The organism is Streptomyces canus, assembly GCF_041435015.1.
GTDB lineage: Bacteria > Actinomycetota > Actinomycetes > Streptomycetales > Streptomycetaceae > Streptomyces > Streptomyces canus_G.
Window position 1 is genome coordinate 1,319,515 of record NZ_CP107989.1, and the last position, 17,764, is coordinate 1,337,278.

At 70.8% G+C, this 17,764-nt stretch carries 17 protein-coding genes; 5 read left to right on the forward strand and 12 right to left on the reverse strand.

The genetic code is table 11. The annotated features are described in order from the left end of the window. The first annotated feature begins 57 nt into the window (after positions 1 to 57). Positions 58 to 531: a MarR family winged helix-turn-helix transcriptional regulator gene (locus tag OG841_RS06205; RefSeq protein ID WP_328642385.1), complete on the forward strand. Its 474-nt coding sequence runs from the start codon at positions 58 to 60 to the stop codon at positions 529 to 531. Between the two features lies 1 nt (position 532). Here the strand turns inward: OG841_RS06205 and OG841_RS06210 are convergent, their stop codons facing one another. Then, on the reverse strand, positions 533 to 1,687 hold the full coding sequence (locus OG841_RS06210; protein WP_328642384.1) for a CapA family protein: 1,155 nt from the start codon (positions 1,685 to 1,687) through the stop codon (positions 533 to 535). A gap of 221 nt (positions 1,688 to 1,908) precedes the next feature. Here OG841_RS06210 and OG841_RS06215 point away from each other — a divergent pair, with 221 nt between their 5' ends. From OG841_RS06215 to OG841_RS06225, 3 genes are all read left to right on the forward strand, one after another. Further along, positions 1,909 to 2,454, forward strand: coding sequence for a sigma-70 family RNA polymerase sigma factor (locus tag OG841_RS06215; RefSeq protein ID WP_328642383.1), 546 nt, complete (start codon positions 1,909 to 1,911; stop codon positions 2,452 to 2,454). 135 nt (positions 2,455 to 2,589) lie between these two features. Then, positions 2,590 to 3,105, forward strand: coding sequence for a hypothetical protein (locus OG841_RS06220; RefSeq protein ID WP_328642382.1), 516 nt, complete (start codon positions 2,590 to 2,592; stop codon positions 3,103 to 3,105). A 151-nt stretch (positions 3,106 to 3,256) separates the two neighbouring features. Beyond that, the gene (locus OG841_RS06225; RefSeq protein ID WP_328642381.1) at positions 3,257 to 3,910 is read left to right on the forward strand and encodes a zf-HC2 domain-containing protein; all 654 of its coding nucleotides are present in this window, start codon (positions 3,257 to 3,259) and stop codon (positions 3,908 to 3,910) included. Positions 3,911 to 3,920: 10 nt separating this feature from the next. Here the strand turns inward: OG841_RS06225 and OG841_RS06230 are convergent, their stop codons facing one another. From OG841_RS06230 to OG841_RS06240, 3 genes are all read right to left on the reverse strand, one after another. Continuing rightward, positions 3,921 to 4,784 (reverse strand): Fpg/Nei family DNA glycosylase, encoded by an 864-nt coding sequence (locus OG841_RS06230; protein ID WP_371563931.1) that lies wholly within the window; start codon positions 4,782 to 4,784, stop codon positions 3,921 to 3,923. A gap of 32 nt (positions 4,785 to 4,816) precedes the next feature. Further along, the gene (locus OG841_RS06235; RefSeq protein ID WP_371563933.1) at positions 4,817 to 6,904 is read right to left on the reverse strand and encodes a SpoIIE family protein phosphatase; all 2,088 of its coding nucleotides are present in this window, start codon (positions 6,902 to 6,904) and stop codon (positions 4,817 to 4,819) included. Between the two features lie 62 nt (positions 6,905 to 6,966). Continuing rightward, entirely contained in the window at positions 6,967 to 8,115 is a 1,149-nt protein-coding gene (locus tag OG841_RS06240) for a DUF6777 domain-containing protein (protein ID WP_371563935.1), read from the reverse strand. Between the two features lie 132 nt (positions 8,116 to 8,247). On the opposite strand from OG841_RS06240, the gene OG841_RS06245 reads away from it, so the two are divergent. Next, positions 8,248 to 9,666: a lipase maturation factor family protein gene (locus tag OG841_RS06245; RefSeq protein WP_328642377.1), complete on the forward strand. Its 1,419-nt coding sequence runs from the start codon at positions 8,248 to 8,250 to the stop codon at positions 9,664 to 9,666. Positions 9,667 to 9,847: 181 nt separating this feature from the next. Here the strand turns inward: OG841_RS06245 and OG841_RS06250 are convergent, their stop codons facing one another. From OG841_RS06250 to OG841_RS06285, 8 genes are read right to left on the reverse strand one after another with little or no spacing between them, the layout of a single operon-like run. Next, a complete protein-coding gene (locus OG841_RS06250) occupies positions 9,848 to 10,690 on the reverse strand; it encodes an amidohydrolase family protein (RefSeq protein ID WP_371563937.1) in 843 nt (280 codons plus the stop codon). Beyond that, positions 10,687 to 11,001 carry an L-rhamnose mutarotase gene (locus tag OG841_RS06255; RefSeq protein WP_266393069.1) on the reverse strand — a complete coding sequence of 105 codons (315 nt, stop codon included), beginning with the start codon at positions 10,999 to 11,001 and terminating at the stop codon, positions 10,687 to 10,689. Before OG841_RS06255 ends, OG841_RS06250 begins: the two co-directional genes overlap by 4 nt. Continuing rightward, complete coding sequence (locus OG841_RS06260; RefSeq protein ID WP_328642375.1) at positions 10,998 to 11,966, reverse strand: aldo/keto reductase; 969 nt, start codon at positions 11,964 to 11,966, stop codon at positions 10,998 to 11,000. The genes OG841_RS06255 and OG841_RS06260 overlap by 4 nt, the downstream gene beginning before the upstream one ends. After that, positions 11,963 to 12,718, reverse strand: coding sequence for an SDR family NAD(P)-dependent oxidoreductase (locus tag OG841_RS06265; protein ID WP_328642374.1), 756 nt, complete (start codon positions 12,716 to 12,718; stop codon positions 11,963 to 11,965). The genes OG841_RS06260 and OG841_RS06265 overlap by 4 nt, the downstream gene beginning before the upstream one ends. Continuing rightward, on the reverse strand, positions 12,715 to 14,064 hold the full coding sequence (locus OG841_RS06270; RefSeq protein WP_328642373.1) for an L-fuconate dehydratase: 1,350 nt from the start codon (positions 14,062 to 14,064) through the stop codon (positions 12,715 to 12,717). Before OG841_RS06270 ends, OG841_RS06265 begins: the two co-directional genes overlap by 4 nt. 38 nt (positions 14,065 to 14,102) lie before the next feature. Further along, positions 14,103 to 15,128: an ABC transporter permease gene (locus OG841_RS06275; RefSeq protein ID WP_326661383.1), complete on the reverse strand. Its 1,026-nt coding sequence runs from the start codon at positions 15,126 to 15,128 to the stop codon at positions 14,103 to 14,105. After that, positions 15,121 to 16,614, reverse strand: coding sequence for a sugar ABC transporter ATP-binding protein (locus tag OG841_RS06280; protein WP_328642372.1), 1,494 nt, complete (start codon positions 16,612 to 16,614; stop codon positions 15,121 to 15,123). The genes OG841_RS06275 and OG841_RS06280 overlap by 8 nt, the downstream gene beginning before the upstream one ends. Further along, positions 16,611 to 17,684 carry a sugar ABC transporter substrate-binding protein gene (locus OG841_RS06285; RefSeq protein ID WP_328642371.1) on the reverse strand — a complete coding sequence of 358 codons (1,074 nt, stop codon included), beginning with the start codon at positions 17,682 to 17,684 and terminating at the stop codon, positions 16,611 to 16,613. The genes OG841_RS06280 and OG841_RS06285 overlap by 4 nt, the downstream gene beginning before the upstream one ends. Positions 17,685 to 17,764: the final 80 nt, after the last annotated feature.

A 17,764-nucleotide genomic window follows, 5' to 3' on the forward strand; every position in this document is an offset into this window, starting at 1 on the left:
ATCTTTCCGCGACTTTGACAACTCGGTTGTCATGATGGACCGGTGCATGATGAGCGGGTGAACGACATCGACGAACCACTGCCCCCCGACGATCTCGGCCACCGCGTCTCCGAGGTGTTCGACCTGATCGGCGCCCTGTACCGACGCGGCCTGCGCAAGCTCGAACAGGGTCAGCAGATCGAGGGGGTCTCCGTCGGCGTACGTTCCGTGCTGGTCCTGCTGCGCAGGTACGGCGCCATGACGGTGCCTCAGATGGCCCGGCTCATGGCGCTGACCCGGCAGTTCGTGCAGCGCATGGTCAACGACGCGGTGGGCGCGGGCTGGGCGGAGGTCACACCGAACCCCGCGCACCAGCGCTCCTCACTGATCCGGATCACGGCCGAGGGCGAGGCCGTCATCGACGCGATCCTCGCCCGCGAGCACGCCCTGAACCGGCAGGTCGGCGGCGATCTGACGGACGCCGAACTGCGGGCCTGCGCACGCGTCCTGAAGGAGATGCTGCGGACCTTCGACCATGTGGACGTGGACTGACCTACTCCCCCATCACCAGCCCGTCCTTCGCCGCGCCTCGGCTCAGCACCACCTCCCGGATCCGGTCGCGGACGCCCTCGAGATCGGCGCCCTGCGCGATCGCCTGGTTGAGGTTCACCGCCCGGCCGGCGTCCACGTCGAACATCTGCGGCAGGAACTCCGCCTTCGCGACCCGCCAGCGCCCGCCCGGCCGGGCGGGCGGGGCGAACGTGAAACGGCCGAGGGTCGACTGGTTGCCGCGCGGGTCCTGCGCGCCCTCGTTGTTGAACATCTCGCCCGCGATCTGGTCGCCCATGCCGTAGACGACCCAGGTGCCGTTGACCTTCTCGTACGCCTGCGGGACATGGGCGTGGGTGCCGAGGATCAGGTCGACGTCGGGACGGCCGCCGGTGCGGGCGGCGGTCAGATCGCGCGCCAGGGCCACCTGCTGCTCATCGGGCTCGTCCTGCCATTCGGTGCCCCAGTGCAGCGATACGACGACCACGTCGGCGCCCGCCTTCCGGGCGCCCCGGGCGTCCGCCAGGATCTTCTTCTCGTCCATCAGGTTGACCGCCCAGGGCTGCCCCTGGGGCAGCGGGAAGCCGTTGGTGTCATAGGTGTACGCGAGGTGGGCGACCTTCGCCGACCCGGCACGCAGGACGGTGACCGTGCGTGCCTCGGCCTCGGTACGGGCCGACCCGGCGTGCCGCACACCCGCGCGGTCCAGGGCGTCGAGGGTGCGGCGGATGCCCTCGGAACCGTCGTCGAGGCTGTGGTTGGAGGCGGTGGAGCAGCCGTCGTAGCCGGTGACGGCAAGGCCCTGGGCCACCTCGGGCGGCGACTTGAAGGTCGGGTATCCGGTGTAGTCGCCGTTCGCACCGTAGACGGTCTCCATGTGACACAGCGCCAGATCGGCGCGGGAGACGACGGATCGGATTCCGGCCAGCATCGGACGGAAGTCGTAGCGGCCCCCGCCCGCGTCGAAGCGGGCCCGGTCGATGATCGAACTGTGCGGCAGGACGTCACCGGAGGCGACGAGCGTGAAGCCGCGCGGTGCGGCGGCGGCCGGGGCCGGGGCCGGGCGCCCGGGTGTCTCGTGGTCGTGCGCCTGGCAGGCGGCACCCCCGGCGAGAAGTGCCGTGAGGGCCAGGGCAACCTGCCGTCTGCGTGCAATCATCAGCTCACCCCACTGTGGTCATATTTGCTGACGAATAGGTATGAGCTTGTCCGCGTCCGCAAACGGCCTGGCCGCCTTCTTGACCCGTCCGGGGTGGACGGGACGTGGAAGGGACGCGGAACGGACCGTTCACCGAACCGTTCGTCGACGCGATCGACCGTCCGCCGCAGATCCTTGTGCGTGCCCTGTCCCCCGGCCCCGCGCTGAGGTGCCATACGGCCATGACGGCCGGAACCACCCTCACGAACGGGACGACCGCCGAGCACGAGCTCGCCGCACTGCAGCGGGAGCACGGCCGGCCCCTCTTCGCGCTCCTGCTCCGGCTCAGTGACGGCGACCGGCAACGCGCCGAGGACCTGGTGCAGGAGACCCTCGTGCGCGCCTGGCAGCACCCCGAGGCGCTGCGCGCGGACGCCTTCGAGTCCGTACGGCCATGGCTGCTGACCGTGGGACGCCGGCTCGCGATCGACGCGCGACGGGCCCGGCAGGCACGCCCCGCCGAGGTCGGCGACGCGGTGTTGGAGAACGCCCGGGTGTGCGCCGATCACGCCGAACAGGCGGCCGCCGCCCTCGACGTACGCGAGGCTGTGAAGACACTCACTCCGGAGCACCGTGAAGTCCTGGTGCTGGTGTACTTCCAGGGGGCGAGTGTGGCGGAAGCCGCCGAAATCCTCGGAATTCCGCCCGGTACGGTGAAGTCCCGCGCGTACTACGCGCTGCGGGCCCTGCGCCGGGTGCTTCCGGGATACGCGGCCGACCTGCGGTGAAACCAATGGGAAAGTCAAACCTCCGTAAAGCGCCTTGCTGAGGAGCCGATTGAGTAATCGGCTGTCCTCATCCGTGTTCCGGACTGGGGTCCCGGCGACGGGCGACGCGCACGCACCGGAGGAAGGCAGGAAGGGATGCTGCACAGAGGTCAAGAGAGCACGGACGGCACCGGCGGGGGCGAACTCCTCGTCCCCATGGCCTGGTTGTACGCGGAGTACATCGCCGACGAGCTGCTGCGTTCCGGCGATCTGATGCCGCCGACGTCCTTCGAGTTCCGCGCCGGGCGGGACGCGCTGGCGCTGACCGTCTTCCTCGCCGACACCGAGGGAGAACTCTCCGGCATCCAGGTCGTCTCCCAGCTGGAGAACTGGCTGTCACTGACGGCGTACGACCAGCCGTGGCAGGACTGGGTGTGCGAGCGGATGGCCGCGCTGACCGCCGCGGCGGTGGCCACCGGCGAGCCCGCGCCGGACCTCGAACTCGCGGCGGCGGCCTGGCGCTGGCTGGAGGAGACGGAGCTGCTCGCGCCCGATCTGAACGCCGTGCCGGGCGGCGGGGCGGGCCTCGGTGAGGACGAGGGCCCGAAGGTGTGGACACCGGCGTGGCAACTCGGTCTTCCCCTCGGTCACCTCGCCATCCACCTGTTCTAGATTCCTTTCGATTCGGACCAATCCGCGGGGCCGACCGCTCCGAATCCCTTGGTCACGATTCTGTGCATGCCTTGAGTGATTCGGCGGGCTGGTGCGTACCGGTGGGAGCAACCAGTAACCCCACCCACACTCAACGGCACGAGGTTTCCGCATGAGGTCCTTGGAGAGGCATCGCGACGTCGGCGCGTACGCGCTCGGCGTGCTGGATGAGGCGGAGGCCTTCCGCTTCGAGGATCACCTCATGGAGTGCCCCAAGTGCGCGGCACACGTGACCGAGTTCGGTCCTGTGACCCGTCAGATGATGCTCTACCGCCGGGCGACTCCGCGCGTCGTGCACCCGATGGCCCAGCCCGGCCCCCAGCTCCTCAACCGCCTCCTCGGCGAGGTCGCGACGCGGCACCGGGCGCGCCGCAGGCGGCTGTTGTACGCCGTCGCCGCCTCGGTGGTCCTGGCGGTGGGCGGTTCCAGCCTCGCCCTGACGGCGGGCGGCGACCCGGGCGGCACCACCAGTGTCGAGGCCACCGACGGCCGGTCCGGGGTGTGGGCCCAGGTCACCACCGAGGACGAGGACTGGGGCACCCAGGTGGAGCTCAAGGTCAAGGACGAGTCCGGCCCCCGCGCCTGCCACCTCGTCGCGATCAGCCGCGACGGCAAGGAGGAGACCGTCACCGGCTGGAACGCCACCGGGCACACCACCGACGACAACACCATGATGGGCAGCTCCACCTTCCACGCCGACCAGATCGACCACTACGAGGTCAGGACGTCGGGCGGGGAGCATCTGGTGACGCTGGATCCCGGCTGAGCACGTCCGATCACTTGAGCAGCCTCGACAACCTCCGGTCCGCCAAGGGTTTGCCGCCCGTCTGGCAGGTGGGGCAGTACTGGAGCGAGGAGTCGCTGAAGGAGACCTCCCGGATGGTGTCGCCGCAGACCGGGCAGGGCTGACCGGTGCGGCCGTGGACGCGGAGGCCGGACTTCTTCTCCGACTTCAGGCGGCCCGCCGCCACCCCTCTTGAGCGTTCCACCGCTTCGGTGAGGGTCGTGCGCAGGGCCCGGTAGAGCGCTTCCGTCTCCTCGGGAGTCAGGGAGGCGGCCAGTTTGAAGGGGGACATTCTCGCCGCGTGCAGGATCTCGTCGCTGTAGGCGTTGCCCACACCGGCGATGAGCGTCTGGTCGCGCAGGGCGCCCTTCAGCTGTCGGCGTTCGTCCTTCAGCAGAGCCGCGAAGCTCGCCTCGTCGAAGTCCTCGGCCAGCGGGTCCGGGCCCAGGCGGGCGATGCCGGGGACCTCCTGAGGGTCGGCCACCACGTACACCGCCAGGCGCTTCTGCGTGCCCGCCTCCGTGAGGTCGAAGCCCGCGCCGGTCTCCAGGGCCACGCGCAGGGCGAGGGGACCCTTGCCGGGACGGGGCGGCCCGTCGGGGAGGCGGTCCTTCCAGTGCAGCCAGCCCGCGCGGGCCAGGTGGGTGACGAAGCGCGGGCCACCGTCCGTCTCCAGGTCGAGGAACTTGCCGTGGCGGTGCACGGCGACCACCTCGCGGCCCTCGACGGCGGTGAGCGGAGGGTCGTACGTCTTCAGGACGCTGATGGCCACCGGCAGGACGCGCACGATCTCGTGGCCGACCAGGTTCTCGGTCAGGAAGTCCTTGAGCGCTTCCACCTCGGGGAGTTCGGGCATACGTCCAGAGTGCCACCGGGGGCCGTTGTGGGTCAGGTCCGCTCCCGTACGACGAACTCGCACCACACGCACTTCCCGCCGCCCCGCGCCTCCACGCCCCAGACATCGCTCAGCAGGTCGACCAGGAGCAGGCCTCGGCCCGAGACCCCCGACTCGCCCGCCTCCCGGCGGCGCGGCAGGGCGCTGGAGGAGTCCTCGACCTCGACGCGCATCCGCCGGTCGGAGGCGGTCAGGACCCTCAGGGTGACGATCGCGGCGCCCTCGGTGTGCATCAGGGCGTTGGTGATCAGCTCGTCGGCGACCAGTTCGATCTCGTCGGAGCGCTCCCGCGCGCCCCAGGCGGCGACCGCGGCCCGGATCATGTGCCGGGCCTCGGTGAGGGCCTCGGGGTCCCCGGACGCCACGTGCTGCTGGAGGCGGCCGCCTGACTCCGGGGTGTCCTGGCCGCGGCGGAACAGCAGGAGCAGCGCCACGTCGTCGTCGCCGGCGCGTTCCTCGGCCACGTCGATGAGCAGGTCGGCCAGCTCCCACACGTCGGTGGGGCCGCCCGTGATGAGGGTCGTGAGGGTCTGCATGCCGTCGTCGAGGTCGGCGCCGGGCTCTTCGACCAGCCCGTCCGTGCACAGCAGCAGGGTGTCCCCGGGGTCGAGTTCGAGGGTGCCGACGGGATAGTCGAGCTGCCCGAACTCGGCGGACAGCCCGAGCGGCAGCCCTCCTGCCACGGTCACCCGGCGGCAGCTGCCCCCGGCCTGCCGGACCAGCGGGTCGATGTGACCCGCCCGGACCACCTGGACGACTCCGGTGGACAGATCGGCCTCCGCGTACAGGCAGGTCGCGAAGCGGTCGGTGTCGAGCTCGTGGAGGAACACGGAGGCACGGGCCATCACCGTGGCCGGGGGGTGTCCCTCGGCCGCGTAGGCCCTGAGGACGATTCTCAGCTGGCCCATGACGGCGGCGGCGTGCGTGTCATGGCCCTGGACGTCTCCGATGACGGCGCCGACGCGGCCTCCGGGCAGCGGGATCAGGTCGTACCAGTCGCCGCCGATGTCCCGGGCCAGCGAGCCCTCGGCGCTGGCTGCCCGGTAGCGGACGGCGACATCGACGCCGGGGACGCTCGGAATGGTGCGCGGGAGCATCGCCTGCTGGAGCCCGGTGGCGAGGTCCTTCTCCTGTTCGTACAGCATGGCCCGCTGGAGGCTCTGGGCGATGCTGCTGCAGAGGGCGATCAGGACGTTGCGGTCCTCGGGGGTGAAGCCGTACCGGTCGCTGTACAGCAGACCCATCGCACCGATCGGACGGGCCTCGGCGATCAGCGGGAGGTAGGCGGCGGAGGTGATGTTGAGGCCGGTGATGTGCGGCCACAGGATCGGGTAGCGATCGGCGAACTCCTCCGGCGACTCGATGAAGCGCGGCGTGAGCGTGCGCACGGCCTCGCTCATCGGGTACGGCTCGTCGATCCGGGTGATGTCGGTGCCGGGCACGAAGCTGCCCGCGGGGCCCTCGGCGATCAGCCGGATCCGGCCGGCCTCGACCAGGCCCATGACCAAACTGGTCGCGCCGAGATGGGTGAGGCCCTGGGTGTCCTTGAGAACGTCGATGACGTCCTGGACGGTCCGGGCGTGGGCGAGAGCGGCCGTGGTGAGCTGGACGACGTTGGTCTGCTGGCGCCTGGCCTCGTCCTCGACGGCCTGCTCCCGGCGGTTCTCCAGCTCGCCCATTTCCTGGGTGGCGTCGCGGACGATGCCGATGATCCGGCGCGGGCGTCCCGTCCCGTCCCGTCGGATGTAGCCCTGGGTGTGGGTCCAGCGCAGGCTGCCGTCGCGGCAGCGCAGACGGAAGTAGGTGCCGTAGTTCTCGCTGCCGTCCTTGATGGCCTGGGCGACGAGCGCGTCGAGCCGGTGCGCCTCGGCCCTCGGCACCCGGACGGCGAGGCTCATCGGGCTTCCGTCGTACTCGTCGGGGCGCAGGTCGAAGACCTCGTGGGCCTGGGCGTCCATGTGGAACAGACCGGTGTCCAGGTCCCAGTCGAAGCTGCCCATGCGGTTGAGCGCCAGGATCGGATCCGGGTGGGCGGGCCAGTCGTCCGGGAGTGACAGGGCGCTCGCTCCCCGATCAACCATGGGCCCACCTTGCCAGGATTTGTCCGATTCTTCGACCCGTAGGCGCGTGTGCTCCGGAGCCGTCAGACACCGAGGACGGCGGCGGGGCCGGTGAAGACGGCGTCCGTGCCGGCCGGCTCCGACGGATCGTCGGGGATCAGCCCGCCACCGTCGGGGAGATCGGGGGTGTCCGGGACGGTCTCGGGGCCGATTCCGGTCTCGGGGTCCGGGTCCACGGGGACGGTCGTGCGGGTGCCGTCCGGTGGGAGCGCGGGGAGGCCGGGCCCGGTCGTGGGCGGCGGAGTGGCCGTGGGGCAGTTCTCGTCGTACGACTCCTCGGTCACGACGACGCCAGGTGTGCCGGTGGGGGTGGCGCAGCCGCTCCCGGCGCTCGGCGAGGCCTCCGGGGGCGCCGTCTCGTCCGGACGCTGTCCGAGAGGTGTCGCGGGAGCCGACAAGGGAGTCGGGGACTCCGGCTGCGGCAGTGGTACGACATGGTCGTGGCGGCAGTCGTAGTCGATCAGCCGCTCGATCCAGGTGTGGTCGACGAGGTCGATGATCGTGATGTAGGTGATGAACTGCTCGCTGGGGGCCACCACCACCACCCGGGCGGCCCGGTATCCGGGCCACGGCTGCCCGCCCACGACCGCGCGGCCCCGCATCGCCACCGGCGGCGTCAAGGGGTTGCCGCAGGCGCAGCGGACCCGTGGGACGCCACGGTCATCGACGAGGACGGCGGTGCCCGCCTGGAGGACGGACGGGTAACCGCTCGCCCGGCCCGCGCCGTAGCGGTGGTTGGTGACGAGGGTGTCGGCCCGCAGCACGACCGGGGCGAGCCCGCGCAGGAAGTCCGGCACCGCGTCCGGAGAGACGCCCACGACCTGGGCGAACGCGCGCTCCCTGGACCGGTCCGCGGTCAGGTCGTCGAGCTGCCGCGCCACGTCGCAGCTGCCGACGCGCTCGATGCCGCCGTAGAGACCCGGCATCCCGCCGGAGACGGTCCGCGGGGCGGTCGAGGCCCGCTGGGGCGTTCGGGTGAGGGGAGAGGACACGGTCGCCGAGGTCGCCGTGGAGCGGGTGAAGGGGCTCGGGCCCCGAGCCGCCGCCGACTGAAGAAACACTTCGCCCTTCGCCTCGGCGTTGTTCGCGTCGCCGCCTCCGGCGCATCCGGCGACGAGGAGTGCCGCCGCGAGCGCGCAGGCCGTGACGAGGGCTTGGGTGGGTGTCCGCACCACATTCTCCCGTCCACGCCGACATTTCGTCACTATTGTCTGCTTCGCTCACTTTGGTTACGCAAGCGGAGGGAAGGTACACGGGGAGTCACGCAGGGTTCGGCGGGACAATGGAGGCGGGAGAAGACGGCTGTGGACTGGTTCACCGCACCCGACTACTGGCTGAGCCGGCTGGTCTTCCAGCGGGCTCTGGCCGGGCTGTACTTCGTCGCGTTCCTGGCGGCGGCCCTGCAGTTCCGGGCACTGCTCGGGGAGCGCGGGATGCTGCCCATCCCGCGTTTCGTCGCCCGCGTGCCCTTCCGGAGGGCGCCGAGTCTCTTCCACCTCCACTACTCGGACCGGTTCTTCGCTCTCTGCGCGGGGACGGGCTGCGCGGTGGCGGTCGCGCTGGCGGCGGGTCTCGACTCCCGGCTGCCGCTGTGGGGCGGGATGCTGCTGTGGCTGGTGCCGTGGCTGCTGTATCTGTCGATCGTCAATGTGGGCCAGACCTGGTACGGCTTCGGCTGGGAGTCCCTGCTGCTGGAGGTGGGCTTCCTCGCGGTGTTCCTCGGCAACGACGAAGTGGCCCCGCCGGTCCTGGTGCTGTTCCTCCTGCGCTGGATCCTGTTCCGGGTCGAGTTCGGCGCGGGGCTCATCAAGATGCGCGGCGACGCCTGCTGGCGCAGACTCACCTGCCTCGACCACCACCACGAGACACAGCCGATGCCGGGGCCGCTGAGCTGGTTCTTCCACCATCTGCCCCGGCCGCTGCACCGGGTGGAGGTGGCCGCGAACCACCTCACCCAGCTCGTGGTCCCCTTCCTCCTGTTCACCCCGCAGCCGATCGCCACGGCGGCCGCGTCCCTGATGATCGCGACCCAGCTGTGGCTGGTGCTCTCGGGCAACTTCGCCTGGCTGAACTGGATCACGATCGTGCTGGCGGTGCCGGCGCTGGACCTCTCGGGCGAGGCGCCGGACCTGCCCGCCACTCCGCTCTGGTACGAGATGGTGGTCCTCGCCGTCGCCGCGCTGCTCCTGGGCCTGAGCTACCAGCCGGTCCGCAACATGATCTCCCGGAGCCAGATCATGAACCGCTCCTTCGACCCGCTCCATCTGGTCAACACCTACGGCGCGTTCGGCAGCGTCAGCCGGATCCGCTACGAGGTGGTGGTCGAGGGTACGGCGGACGACGTACCGCGCAGGGACTCCGAGTGGAAGGAGTACGAGTTCAAGGGCAAGCCGGGCGACCCACGGCGCTGGCCGCGCCAGTTCGCGCCCTACCATCTGCGCCTGGACTGGATGATGTGGTTCGCCGCGCTGTCCCCGGCCTACGCCCAGGCGTGGTTCGGCACCATGGTCGAACGGCTCCTGGAGAACGACCCCGCCACGCTGAGGCTGTTGCGCCGCTCACCGTTCCCGCCGCACGAGCCGCCCCGCCATGTCCGCGCCCGCCTCTTCCGGTACCGGTACACGACGTGGCGGGAGCTGCGGGAAACGGGGGCGTGCTGGGAGCGGACGTATGTGCGGGAGTTTCTGCCGCCTACGCGGCTGGCGGAGGTTGCGAGTCACTAGACGGTGCGGCGGGAGTGGATCGTCGCTGAAGACGCCGTCGGGCATGCCACCGGATACCGGCACACGGCGGCGGTGCTGGGCGGCTGCCCTGAAGACCGCGTGCGCGTGGCCACCGCCCGCCCACACGGGCGCCCCGAAGGACAGGGCGCAGAACGGCCGGGACGTCCCGGCATCTCCTTGGTTACGTCCCGGGGGCGTCGAGTCCGTAGACGCGCGTGGCCGTGGCGCCGAAGACCTGGGGGTGGGCGGACGGGGGCGTCAACCGACGTGCCGTGTCGAGCACGTGCCCGTATGTCGCTCCCAGTGTGCACACCGGCCAGTCCGAGCCGAACATGAGACGCTCCGGGCCGAAGGCGTCCAGGACCGTGTCGGCGTACGGGCGCAGGTCGTCGATCGTCCAGGAGTCGAGGTCCGCCTCGGTGACCATGCCGGAGAGTTTGCAGACAGTGTTGGGCAGGGCGGCCAGGGCACGGACGTCGGCCGCCCAGGGTTCCAGGGCGCCGGAGGCGATGGGCGGTTTACCCAAGTGATCGAGGACGAAGGTGAGTTGGGGCAGCGACTCGGCCGCCTTGGCGCAGGCGGGCAGTTGGTGGGGCAGGACGACCAGGTCGTACACCAGGCCCGCTTCGGCCACCGCGGTCAGGCCTCGGCGTACGTCCGGCCGCAGCAGCCACTCGGGGTCCGGCTCGCTCTGGACCTGGTGGCGGATGCCCTTGAGGCAGGTCCCGCCGGGGCATTCGCGCAGACGCGCCAACTCGTCGGCGGCGTCGGGACGGGTCAGGTCGGTCCAGCCGACGACACCCGCGATCACGTCGTGGCGGGCCGCGAGGGCCAGGAACTCCGGGGTCTCCTCGGGCACCGTGATCGTCTGGACGAGGACCGTACGTTCGACGCCCGCCGCGCGGGCCTCGGGGGCGAGGTCCTCGATGGTGAAGTTCCGTCGCAGCGGACTGTCGGAGGTGATCCAGTCCTGGTCCCGCACCGACAGGTCCCACACATGGTGGTGCGCGTCCACCACCGTCACGGCAGCTCCCACACGACGGGCAGGCCTGCGTCGGCGCCCTCGTCGGAGTAGTCGTGCGCCACGTCGAGGAGTTCGGCCATGCGGGCCTGCCAGGTGACGTTCACCGGGAGCTTCTCCAGCTCGGCGAGGAGGCGGCCGTAGTCCTCGCACTCCAGGACGTGGAAGAGGTCGGTACCGCTGCGCCAGATCGTCCAGGAGTGGGCCCCGGCGGCGCGGATCGCGTCGGTGAGTTCGACGGGGACCTCGCGGTGCGCGGCCTCGTACTCGTCGATGCGGTCCGCGCGGACCTTGGTGTGCAGGGCGACTCTCATGACGGCTCCTCGGTGGTCAGGAGACCGGTGTCGCGCAGCTCCTGCCAGAAGGCAGCGGGCACCGGGGTCGCGAACTGGTCGGCGGCATCGTGGACTTCGGCCGCCGATCGGGCGCCCACCAGGACGCTCGCGACGGCCGGGTGGGCGGCGCAGAAGGCGAGGGCGGCGGCACGCAGGCTGATGCCGTGCCGCTCGGCGGCCTCCCGCATGCGCAGGGCCCGGTCCAGCACGTCGCCGGAGGCCTGCGCGTAGTTGTACGTCGCTCCCGGCCGCGGATCGGCCAGCAGCCCGGAGTTGAAGGCGCCGCCGATCACCACGGAGACGCCCCGTGCCACGGCGGCGGGGAGCAGCTCGGTGAGCGCGCTCTGGTCGAGCAGGGTGTAACGGCCGGCGCACAGCACCACGTCGACGTCGGTCTCCCGGACGAAGCGGGTCAGCATCTCGGCCTGGTTCATGCCGGCGCCGATCGCCCCGACGACGCCCTCGGAGCGGAGCTTCTCCAGGGCCGGGTAGCCCTCGCGGAAGGCCTCTTCGGCGTGGTCGTCGGGATCGTGGAGGTAGACGACGTCCACGTGGTCGAGGCCGAGCCGTTCGAGGCTCGACTCGAGGGTGCGTCGTACGCCGTCGGCGCTGAAGTCCCAGACCCGGCGGTGGGTGGCGGGGACCGCGAAGCCGTCGGCGAGGTCGTCGCCGCCGTCCCCGGACGGCTCCAGGCGGCGGCCCGCCTTCGTGGAGAGCGTGTACTCCGCGCGCGGATGCTCGCGCAGTACCTCCCCCAGCCGGCGTTCCGACAGTCCCAGACCGTAGTGCGGGGCGGTGTCGAAGTAGCGGATGCCGCGCTGCCAGGCGACGGTGACCGCCTCGTGCGCCTGTTCGTCGCCGACCTCGGTGAACAGGTTGCCGATGACGGCGGCGCCGAAGCCCAGGCCACTGACCCGCACACCGCTCGCGCCGAGGGTGTTCACTGGCCCACCGGCCTCAGGCGCAGGCCCTGCATGCCCCCGTCGACGGCGAGAGAGGTGCCGGTGGTGGCGCCGGAGAGCGGGCTCGCCAAGTAGGCGATGGCGCCCGCGACCTCGTCCGCCGACACGAGCCGGCCGGTGGGCTGGCGGGCCTCCAGGGCGACCCGTTCGGCGGCCGGGTCGGGGGCCTTGGCGAGCAGCCGCCCGATCCACGGAGTGTCCGCCGTGCCGGGGTTGACGCAGTTCACGCGGATGCCCTCGCGGACGTGGTCGGCGGCCATGGCGAGGGTCAGGGAGTACACCGCCCCCTTGGTCGCGCTGTACAGCGCCCGTTGCGGGAGGCCCGCGGTGGCCGCGATGGAGGAGGTGTTCACGATCGCCGCGTGCGCGGACGTGCGCAGGTGGGGCAGGGCGGCGCGGGCGACGCGGACCATGCCGACGACGTTGACGTCGAGGACGCGGTGCCATTCGTCGTCGTCGTTGTCCGCCACGGTGCCCTGGGCGCCGATGCCCGCGTTGTTGACCACGACGTCGAGTCCGCCGAGGTCGGCCACGGCGGCGGCCACGGCCTCGCGGACGGAGGCGTCGTCGGTGACGTCGGCACGGTAGGCGAGCAGCGGCTTCTCGACCGAGGACGGGTCCAGGTCGAGGACCGCGACCTGGGCGCCGCGCGCGACGAGGAGTTCCGCGGTGGCCCGGCCGATGCCGGAGGCGCCGCCGGTCACCAGGGCCTTGATGCCCTCGAAGTCACTCATGCCGCCTGCCCCTTCTTCCGCGTGTCGTTGGCGAGGTCTTCTGCCCAGAAGGCGCCGCCGGGGAACGTGTACCGCGCGATGGACTCGGGGCGCATGGCGGCCGAGAAGCCCGGCGCGACGGGTGCCGTGTAGTGGCCTTCCCGGATCACCACGGGATCGAGGAAGTGGTCGTGCAGATGGTCGACGTACTCGATGACCCGGTCCTCGGTGGTGCCGGTGACGGCCACGTAGTCGAACATCGACAGGTGCTGGACGAGTTCACACAGGCCGACCCCGCCCGCGTGCGGGCAGACCGGCACGCCGAACTTGGCGGCAAGCAGCAGGATGGCGAGGTTCTCGTTGACGCCGCCGACGCGGGCCGCGTCGATCTGGACGACGTCGAGAGCGCCGGCCTGGAGCAGCTGCTTGAAGACGACCCGGTTCTGGACGTGCTCTCCGGTGGCGACCTTGACCGGGGCGACGGCCCTGCGGATCGCCGCGTGGCCGAGGATGTCGTCGGGGCTGGTGGGCTCCTCGATCCAGTACGGGTCGAACTCGGCGAGCGCCTTGGTCCAGCGGATCGCCTCGTCGACGTTCCAGCGCTGGTTGGCGTCGATCGCCATGCGGATGTCGGCGCCGACGACCTGACGGGCGACACGGCAGCGCCGTACGTCGTCCTCCAGATCCGCGCCGACCTTGAGCTTGATCTGCCGGAAGCCGTCGGCGACGGCCTCGGCCGCGAGCCGGGTGAGCTTCTCGTCGTCGTAGCCGAGCCAGCCGGCGGAGGTGGTGTACGCGGGGTAGCCGGTGGCCAGGAGCCCGGCGACCCGTTCGTCGGCTCCCTCCCGCCCCCGCCGCAGGATCTCCAGGGCCTCCTCCGGGGTGAGCGCGTCCGTGAGGTAGCGGAAGTCGATCTGGCCGACCAGCCACTCGGGGTCGCCCTCGGCCAGCAGCCGCCACAGCGGCTTGTCCGCGCGTTTGGCGGCCAGGTCCCACACGGCGTTGACGACCGCGCCGATCGCCATGTGCATCACGCCCTTCTCGGGTCCGAGCCAGCGCAACTGGCTGTCGCCGATCAGGTCGCGGTTCAACGTCCCCGGGTCCGCGCACAGTTCCTCGACGGACCGTCCCACGACATGCCCGCGCAGCGCCTCGATCGCGGCGACCTGGACCTCGTTGCCCCGCCCGATGGTGAAGGTGAATCCGTGCCCCTCGTGCCCGTCGGCCGCATCCGTGCGCAGCACGACGTAGGCCGCCGAGTAGTCGGGGTCCGGGTTCATCGCGTCGGAACCGTCCAGCTCGCGCGAGGTGGGGAAGCGGATGTCGTAGGTGTCTACCGCGGTGACACGGGCGGGGGTCGAGGACACGGAGTGCCTTTCGGTAGGTGACGGGGACGCGGGCGGGCTCAGTCCTGGGCGCGCCCCGTCGTCACACGGGCGATCATGAGGGCGACCAGGATGATTCCGCCGTAGATGGCCTGGATCCAGAAGGACGGCACCTGGGCGAGTGTCAGCAGATTCTGGACGACACCCAGCAGGAGTACGCCGGTCAGGGCGCCGAACATGGTGCCCTTGCCGCCGTCGAGGCTGATGCCGCCGATCACCGCGGCCGCGAACACCGTGAAGATCATGTTCTGGCCCTGGTTGGCGCTGATCGCGCCGACGTAGCCGGTCTGCATGATGCCGCCGACGGAGGCGAGGACGCCGGCCACGACGAACACGCCGAGCATCACCCGCTCGACGCGGATGCCTGCGGCGCGGGCCGCGTCGGCGTTGCCGCCGATGGCGTACAGGGAGCGGCCGATGCGGTGGTACTTCAGGACGAAGCCGGTGACGGCGAAGGCGGCCGCGGCGAGCCACACGGACATGGGGACGTTCAGGAAGGTCGTGGTGGCCAGGGAGTAGAAGCTGTCCGGCATGCCGAACAGGGTCTTGCCCTTGGTGGCGCCGACGAGCAGTCCGCGCAGCACGATCAGCATCGCGAGCGTCACGATGAACGCGTTGAGCTTGAACTTCACGACCAGGATGCCGTTGAAGGCGCCGACGGCCGCGCCGACGACGAGGACCGCGAGCAGGGCGAGGACGGCCGGGAACTCGGTGCCCCAGCCGGACTGGGCCGCGGGCAGGACGAGGAGCGCGCCCACGGCGGGCGCGATGCCGACGACCGACTCCAGAGAGAGGTCGAACTTGCCGGTGATCAGGACGAGGGACTCGGCGAGCACCACCATGGCGAGGGCGGCCGAGGCGCCGAGGATGGAGATCAGGTTGCGCTCGGTGAGGAACGAGTCGTTCACGAACGCGCCGAGGACCATGAGCAGCAACAGGGCCGGGACGAGGGCGAGTTCGCGGGCGCGGCGCAGCAGGACCGTCCGGGCTGCCCGCGCCTCGGGCACCCGCACGTGCTTCACCGGCGGAGCCTGGGTGTCAGCCATGGTGGTCCACTCCTTCGATGGAGGCGATCAGCTCGTGGTCGCGCCAGCCGGCCGGGTGCTCGGCGACCACGCGGCCGTGGAAGAGGACGAGGACGCGGTCGCAGCGGCGCAGGTCGTCGAGTTCGTCGGAGACGACGAGGACCGCGGTGCCGTCCTCGCGGGCGGTGTCCACGCGGGAGAGCAGGGATTCCTTGGACTTCACGTCGACGCCCGCGGTGGGGTTGATGAGGACGAGCAGGCGCGGGTCGGAAGCCAGGGCGCGGGCCATGACGACCTTCTGCGCGTTGCCGCCGGAGAGGTCGGAGACGGGCTGGTCGGGGCCCTCGGTGTGGATGTCGAGCCGGTCGATCAGTTCGGTGGCGAAGCCGCGCTTACGGTCGGTGCCGACGAAACCGTAGCGGCCGAGTCGGTCCAGGACACTGAGCGTGGCGTTGTCGCCGATGGTCATGCCGAAGACCAGGCCCTGTGCGTGCCGGTCCCGCGGGACGAAGCCGACTCCCGCCCCGAGGCTCGCCTGTACGTCGCCGAACGGCAGCGGCCTGCCGTCGAGTCGGGCCGTTCCGCTCGTCGGGGTGTGCAGTCCGGTGAACGACTCGGCCAGCTCGATCTTGCCGCTGCCGCTGATGCCGGCGAGTCCGACGACCTCACCGCGGCGCACGGTGAGGTCGACGTTGTCGTAGGCGTCGGAGGTGAGGCCGCGGACGTCGAGGAGCACGGGGGCGGTCTCCTCGACCTCCCTGAGCTGTACGGCCTGTTCGGCGATGGTCTCGCCGGCCATGGCCTCGATCAGGGCCGCCCGGGGCATGTCGGCGACCGGGGCCGTGGTGATCCAGCGGGCGTCCCTGAGGACCGTCACCGTCTGGCACACCTCGTACACCTCCTGGAGGTGGTGCGAGATGAACAGGAAGGTGACGCCGGAGTCCTGGAGTGCGCGCATCCGGCCGAAGAGCCGCTCGATCTCCCGCTTGTCGAGCTGTGCGGTCGGCTCGTCGAGGACGATGAAGCGGGCGCCGAAACTCAATGCCCTGGCGATCTCCACCATTTGGCGGTCCTCGACCTTGAGGTCGGCGGTGCGCGCCTCCGGGTCGACGCGCACGTCCCAGGTGTCGAGGAGCTCGGCGGCCCGGGTCCTCAGCCCACGCCAGCTGATGAACCCGCGGTGCAGGGGCTGCCGGTTGATGAAGAGGTTCTCGGCGACCGTCAACTCGGGTACGACGGTGGGCTTCTGGTAGACGCAGGCGACCTTGCTCCGCCAGGCGTCCCGGTCGGCGAGGGGTGGCGCGGGCTCGCCGTCGAAGCGGACGGTGCCCTCGTCGGGGGCCTGGAGACCGGTGAGGATCGTGACGAGGGTGGACTTGCCCGCGCCGTTGCGGCCGACGAGGGCGTGGGACTCGCCGGGCAGGACGGTGAGACGGCCGTCGGCGAGGGCGGTCGTGGGGCCGTACCGTTTGACGACCCCCTGGGCTTCCACGAGTGGGCTGCTCATTTGACCGTGTTGCCCCACAGCTTGGGGTCGTCGACGTTGTCCTTGGTGACCAGGGGCGCGGGCAGCTGGTCCTCCAGGATGCCGCTGGGCAGCTTGACGATCGTGGAGTCGTGGTCGGTCGGGCCGGGCTTGAAGGTCTTCCCCTGCATCGCCGCCTTGATGTAGTACATGCCGTACTTGGCGTACAGGTCGGCGGGCTGGGAGACGGTGGCGTCGATCTCGCCCTTGCGGATGGCGTCGTACTCCTGCGGGATGCCGTCGTTGGAGACGATGGTGATGTGGCCCGCCTGCCCGGCCTTCTTCAGCATCCCCTTGGACTTGAGGGTCTGCAGGGTCGGGGCGAGGTAGACGCCGCCGGCCTGCATGTAGATGCCCTTGATGTCGGGGTTGGCGTTCAGGAGGGTGCCCAGCTGCGAGGCGGCCGCGTCGGACTCCCACTTGGCGGGGATCTCCAGCACCTTCAGCTTCGGGAAGTTCTTCTTCACACAGGCCCGGAAGGCCTCGGAGCGGTCGCGGCCGTTGACCGAGGCGAGGTCGCCCATGATCTGCACGACCTTGCCGGAGGGGATCTGCTCCCCGAGGTACTGGCAGGCCTTCTCGCCGTACGAGACGTTGTTCGCCCGTACGACCATGGCGACCTTGCCCTTGTCGGGGGCCACGTCGACCGCGACGACCGGGACGCCCTTGCGCTCGGCCTGGTCGAGGCCGGCCTCGATGGCGGCGCTGTCGAGCGGGGCGACGACCAGACCCTTCACGCCCTGGTTGAGCTCGTTGTTGATGTCGGTGATCTGCTGGGAGGGGTCGCTGTTGGAGTTGACGGTCTTCAGCGTGTCCACCCCCTCGGACTTGGCCATCTTGGGCACGTAGTCGTTGTACGACTGCCAGAACGGCGAGGTCAGCAGCGGCAGGATCACGCCCACCTTGCCGGACCCGTCGCCTCCTTCGGCGCCGGAGCTGCCGGTGTCCTTGGTGCTGCCGCACGCGGCGAGCACGAGTGAGGCGCTCGCGGCCGCGGCCACCGCGCCGATGATCCGAAACCTGTTCCGCTTCCCCACTGTTCTGCCGGGCATCTGATGGCTCCTCATCGAGCGTGTCGAGCGTGATCGAGCATGAGCGTGATCGAGCAGATGACGGCATACTTATCAGACCA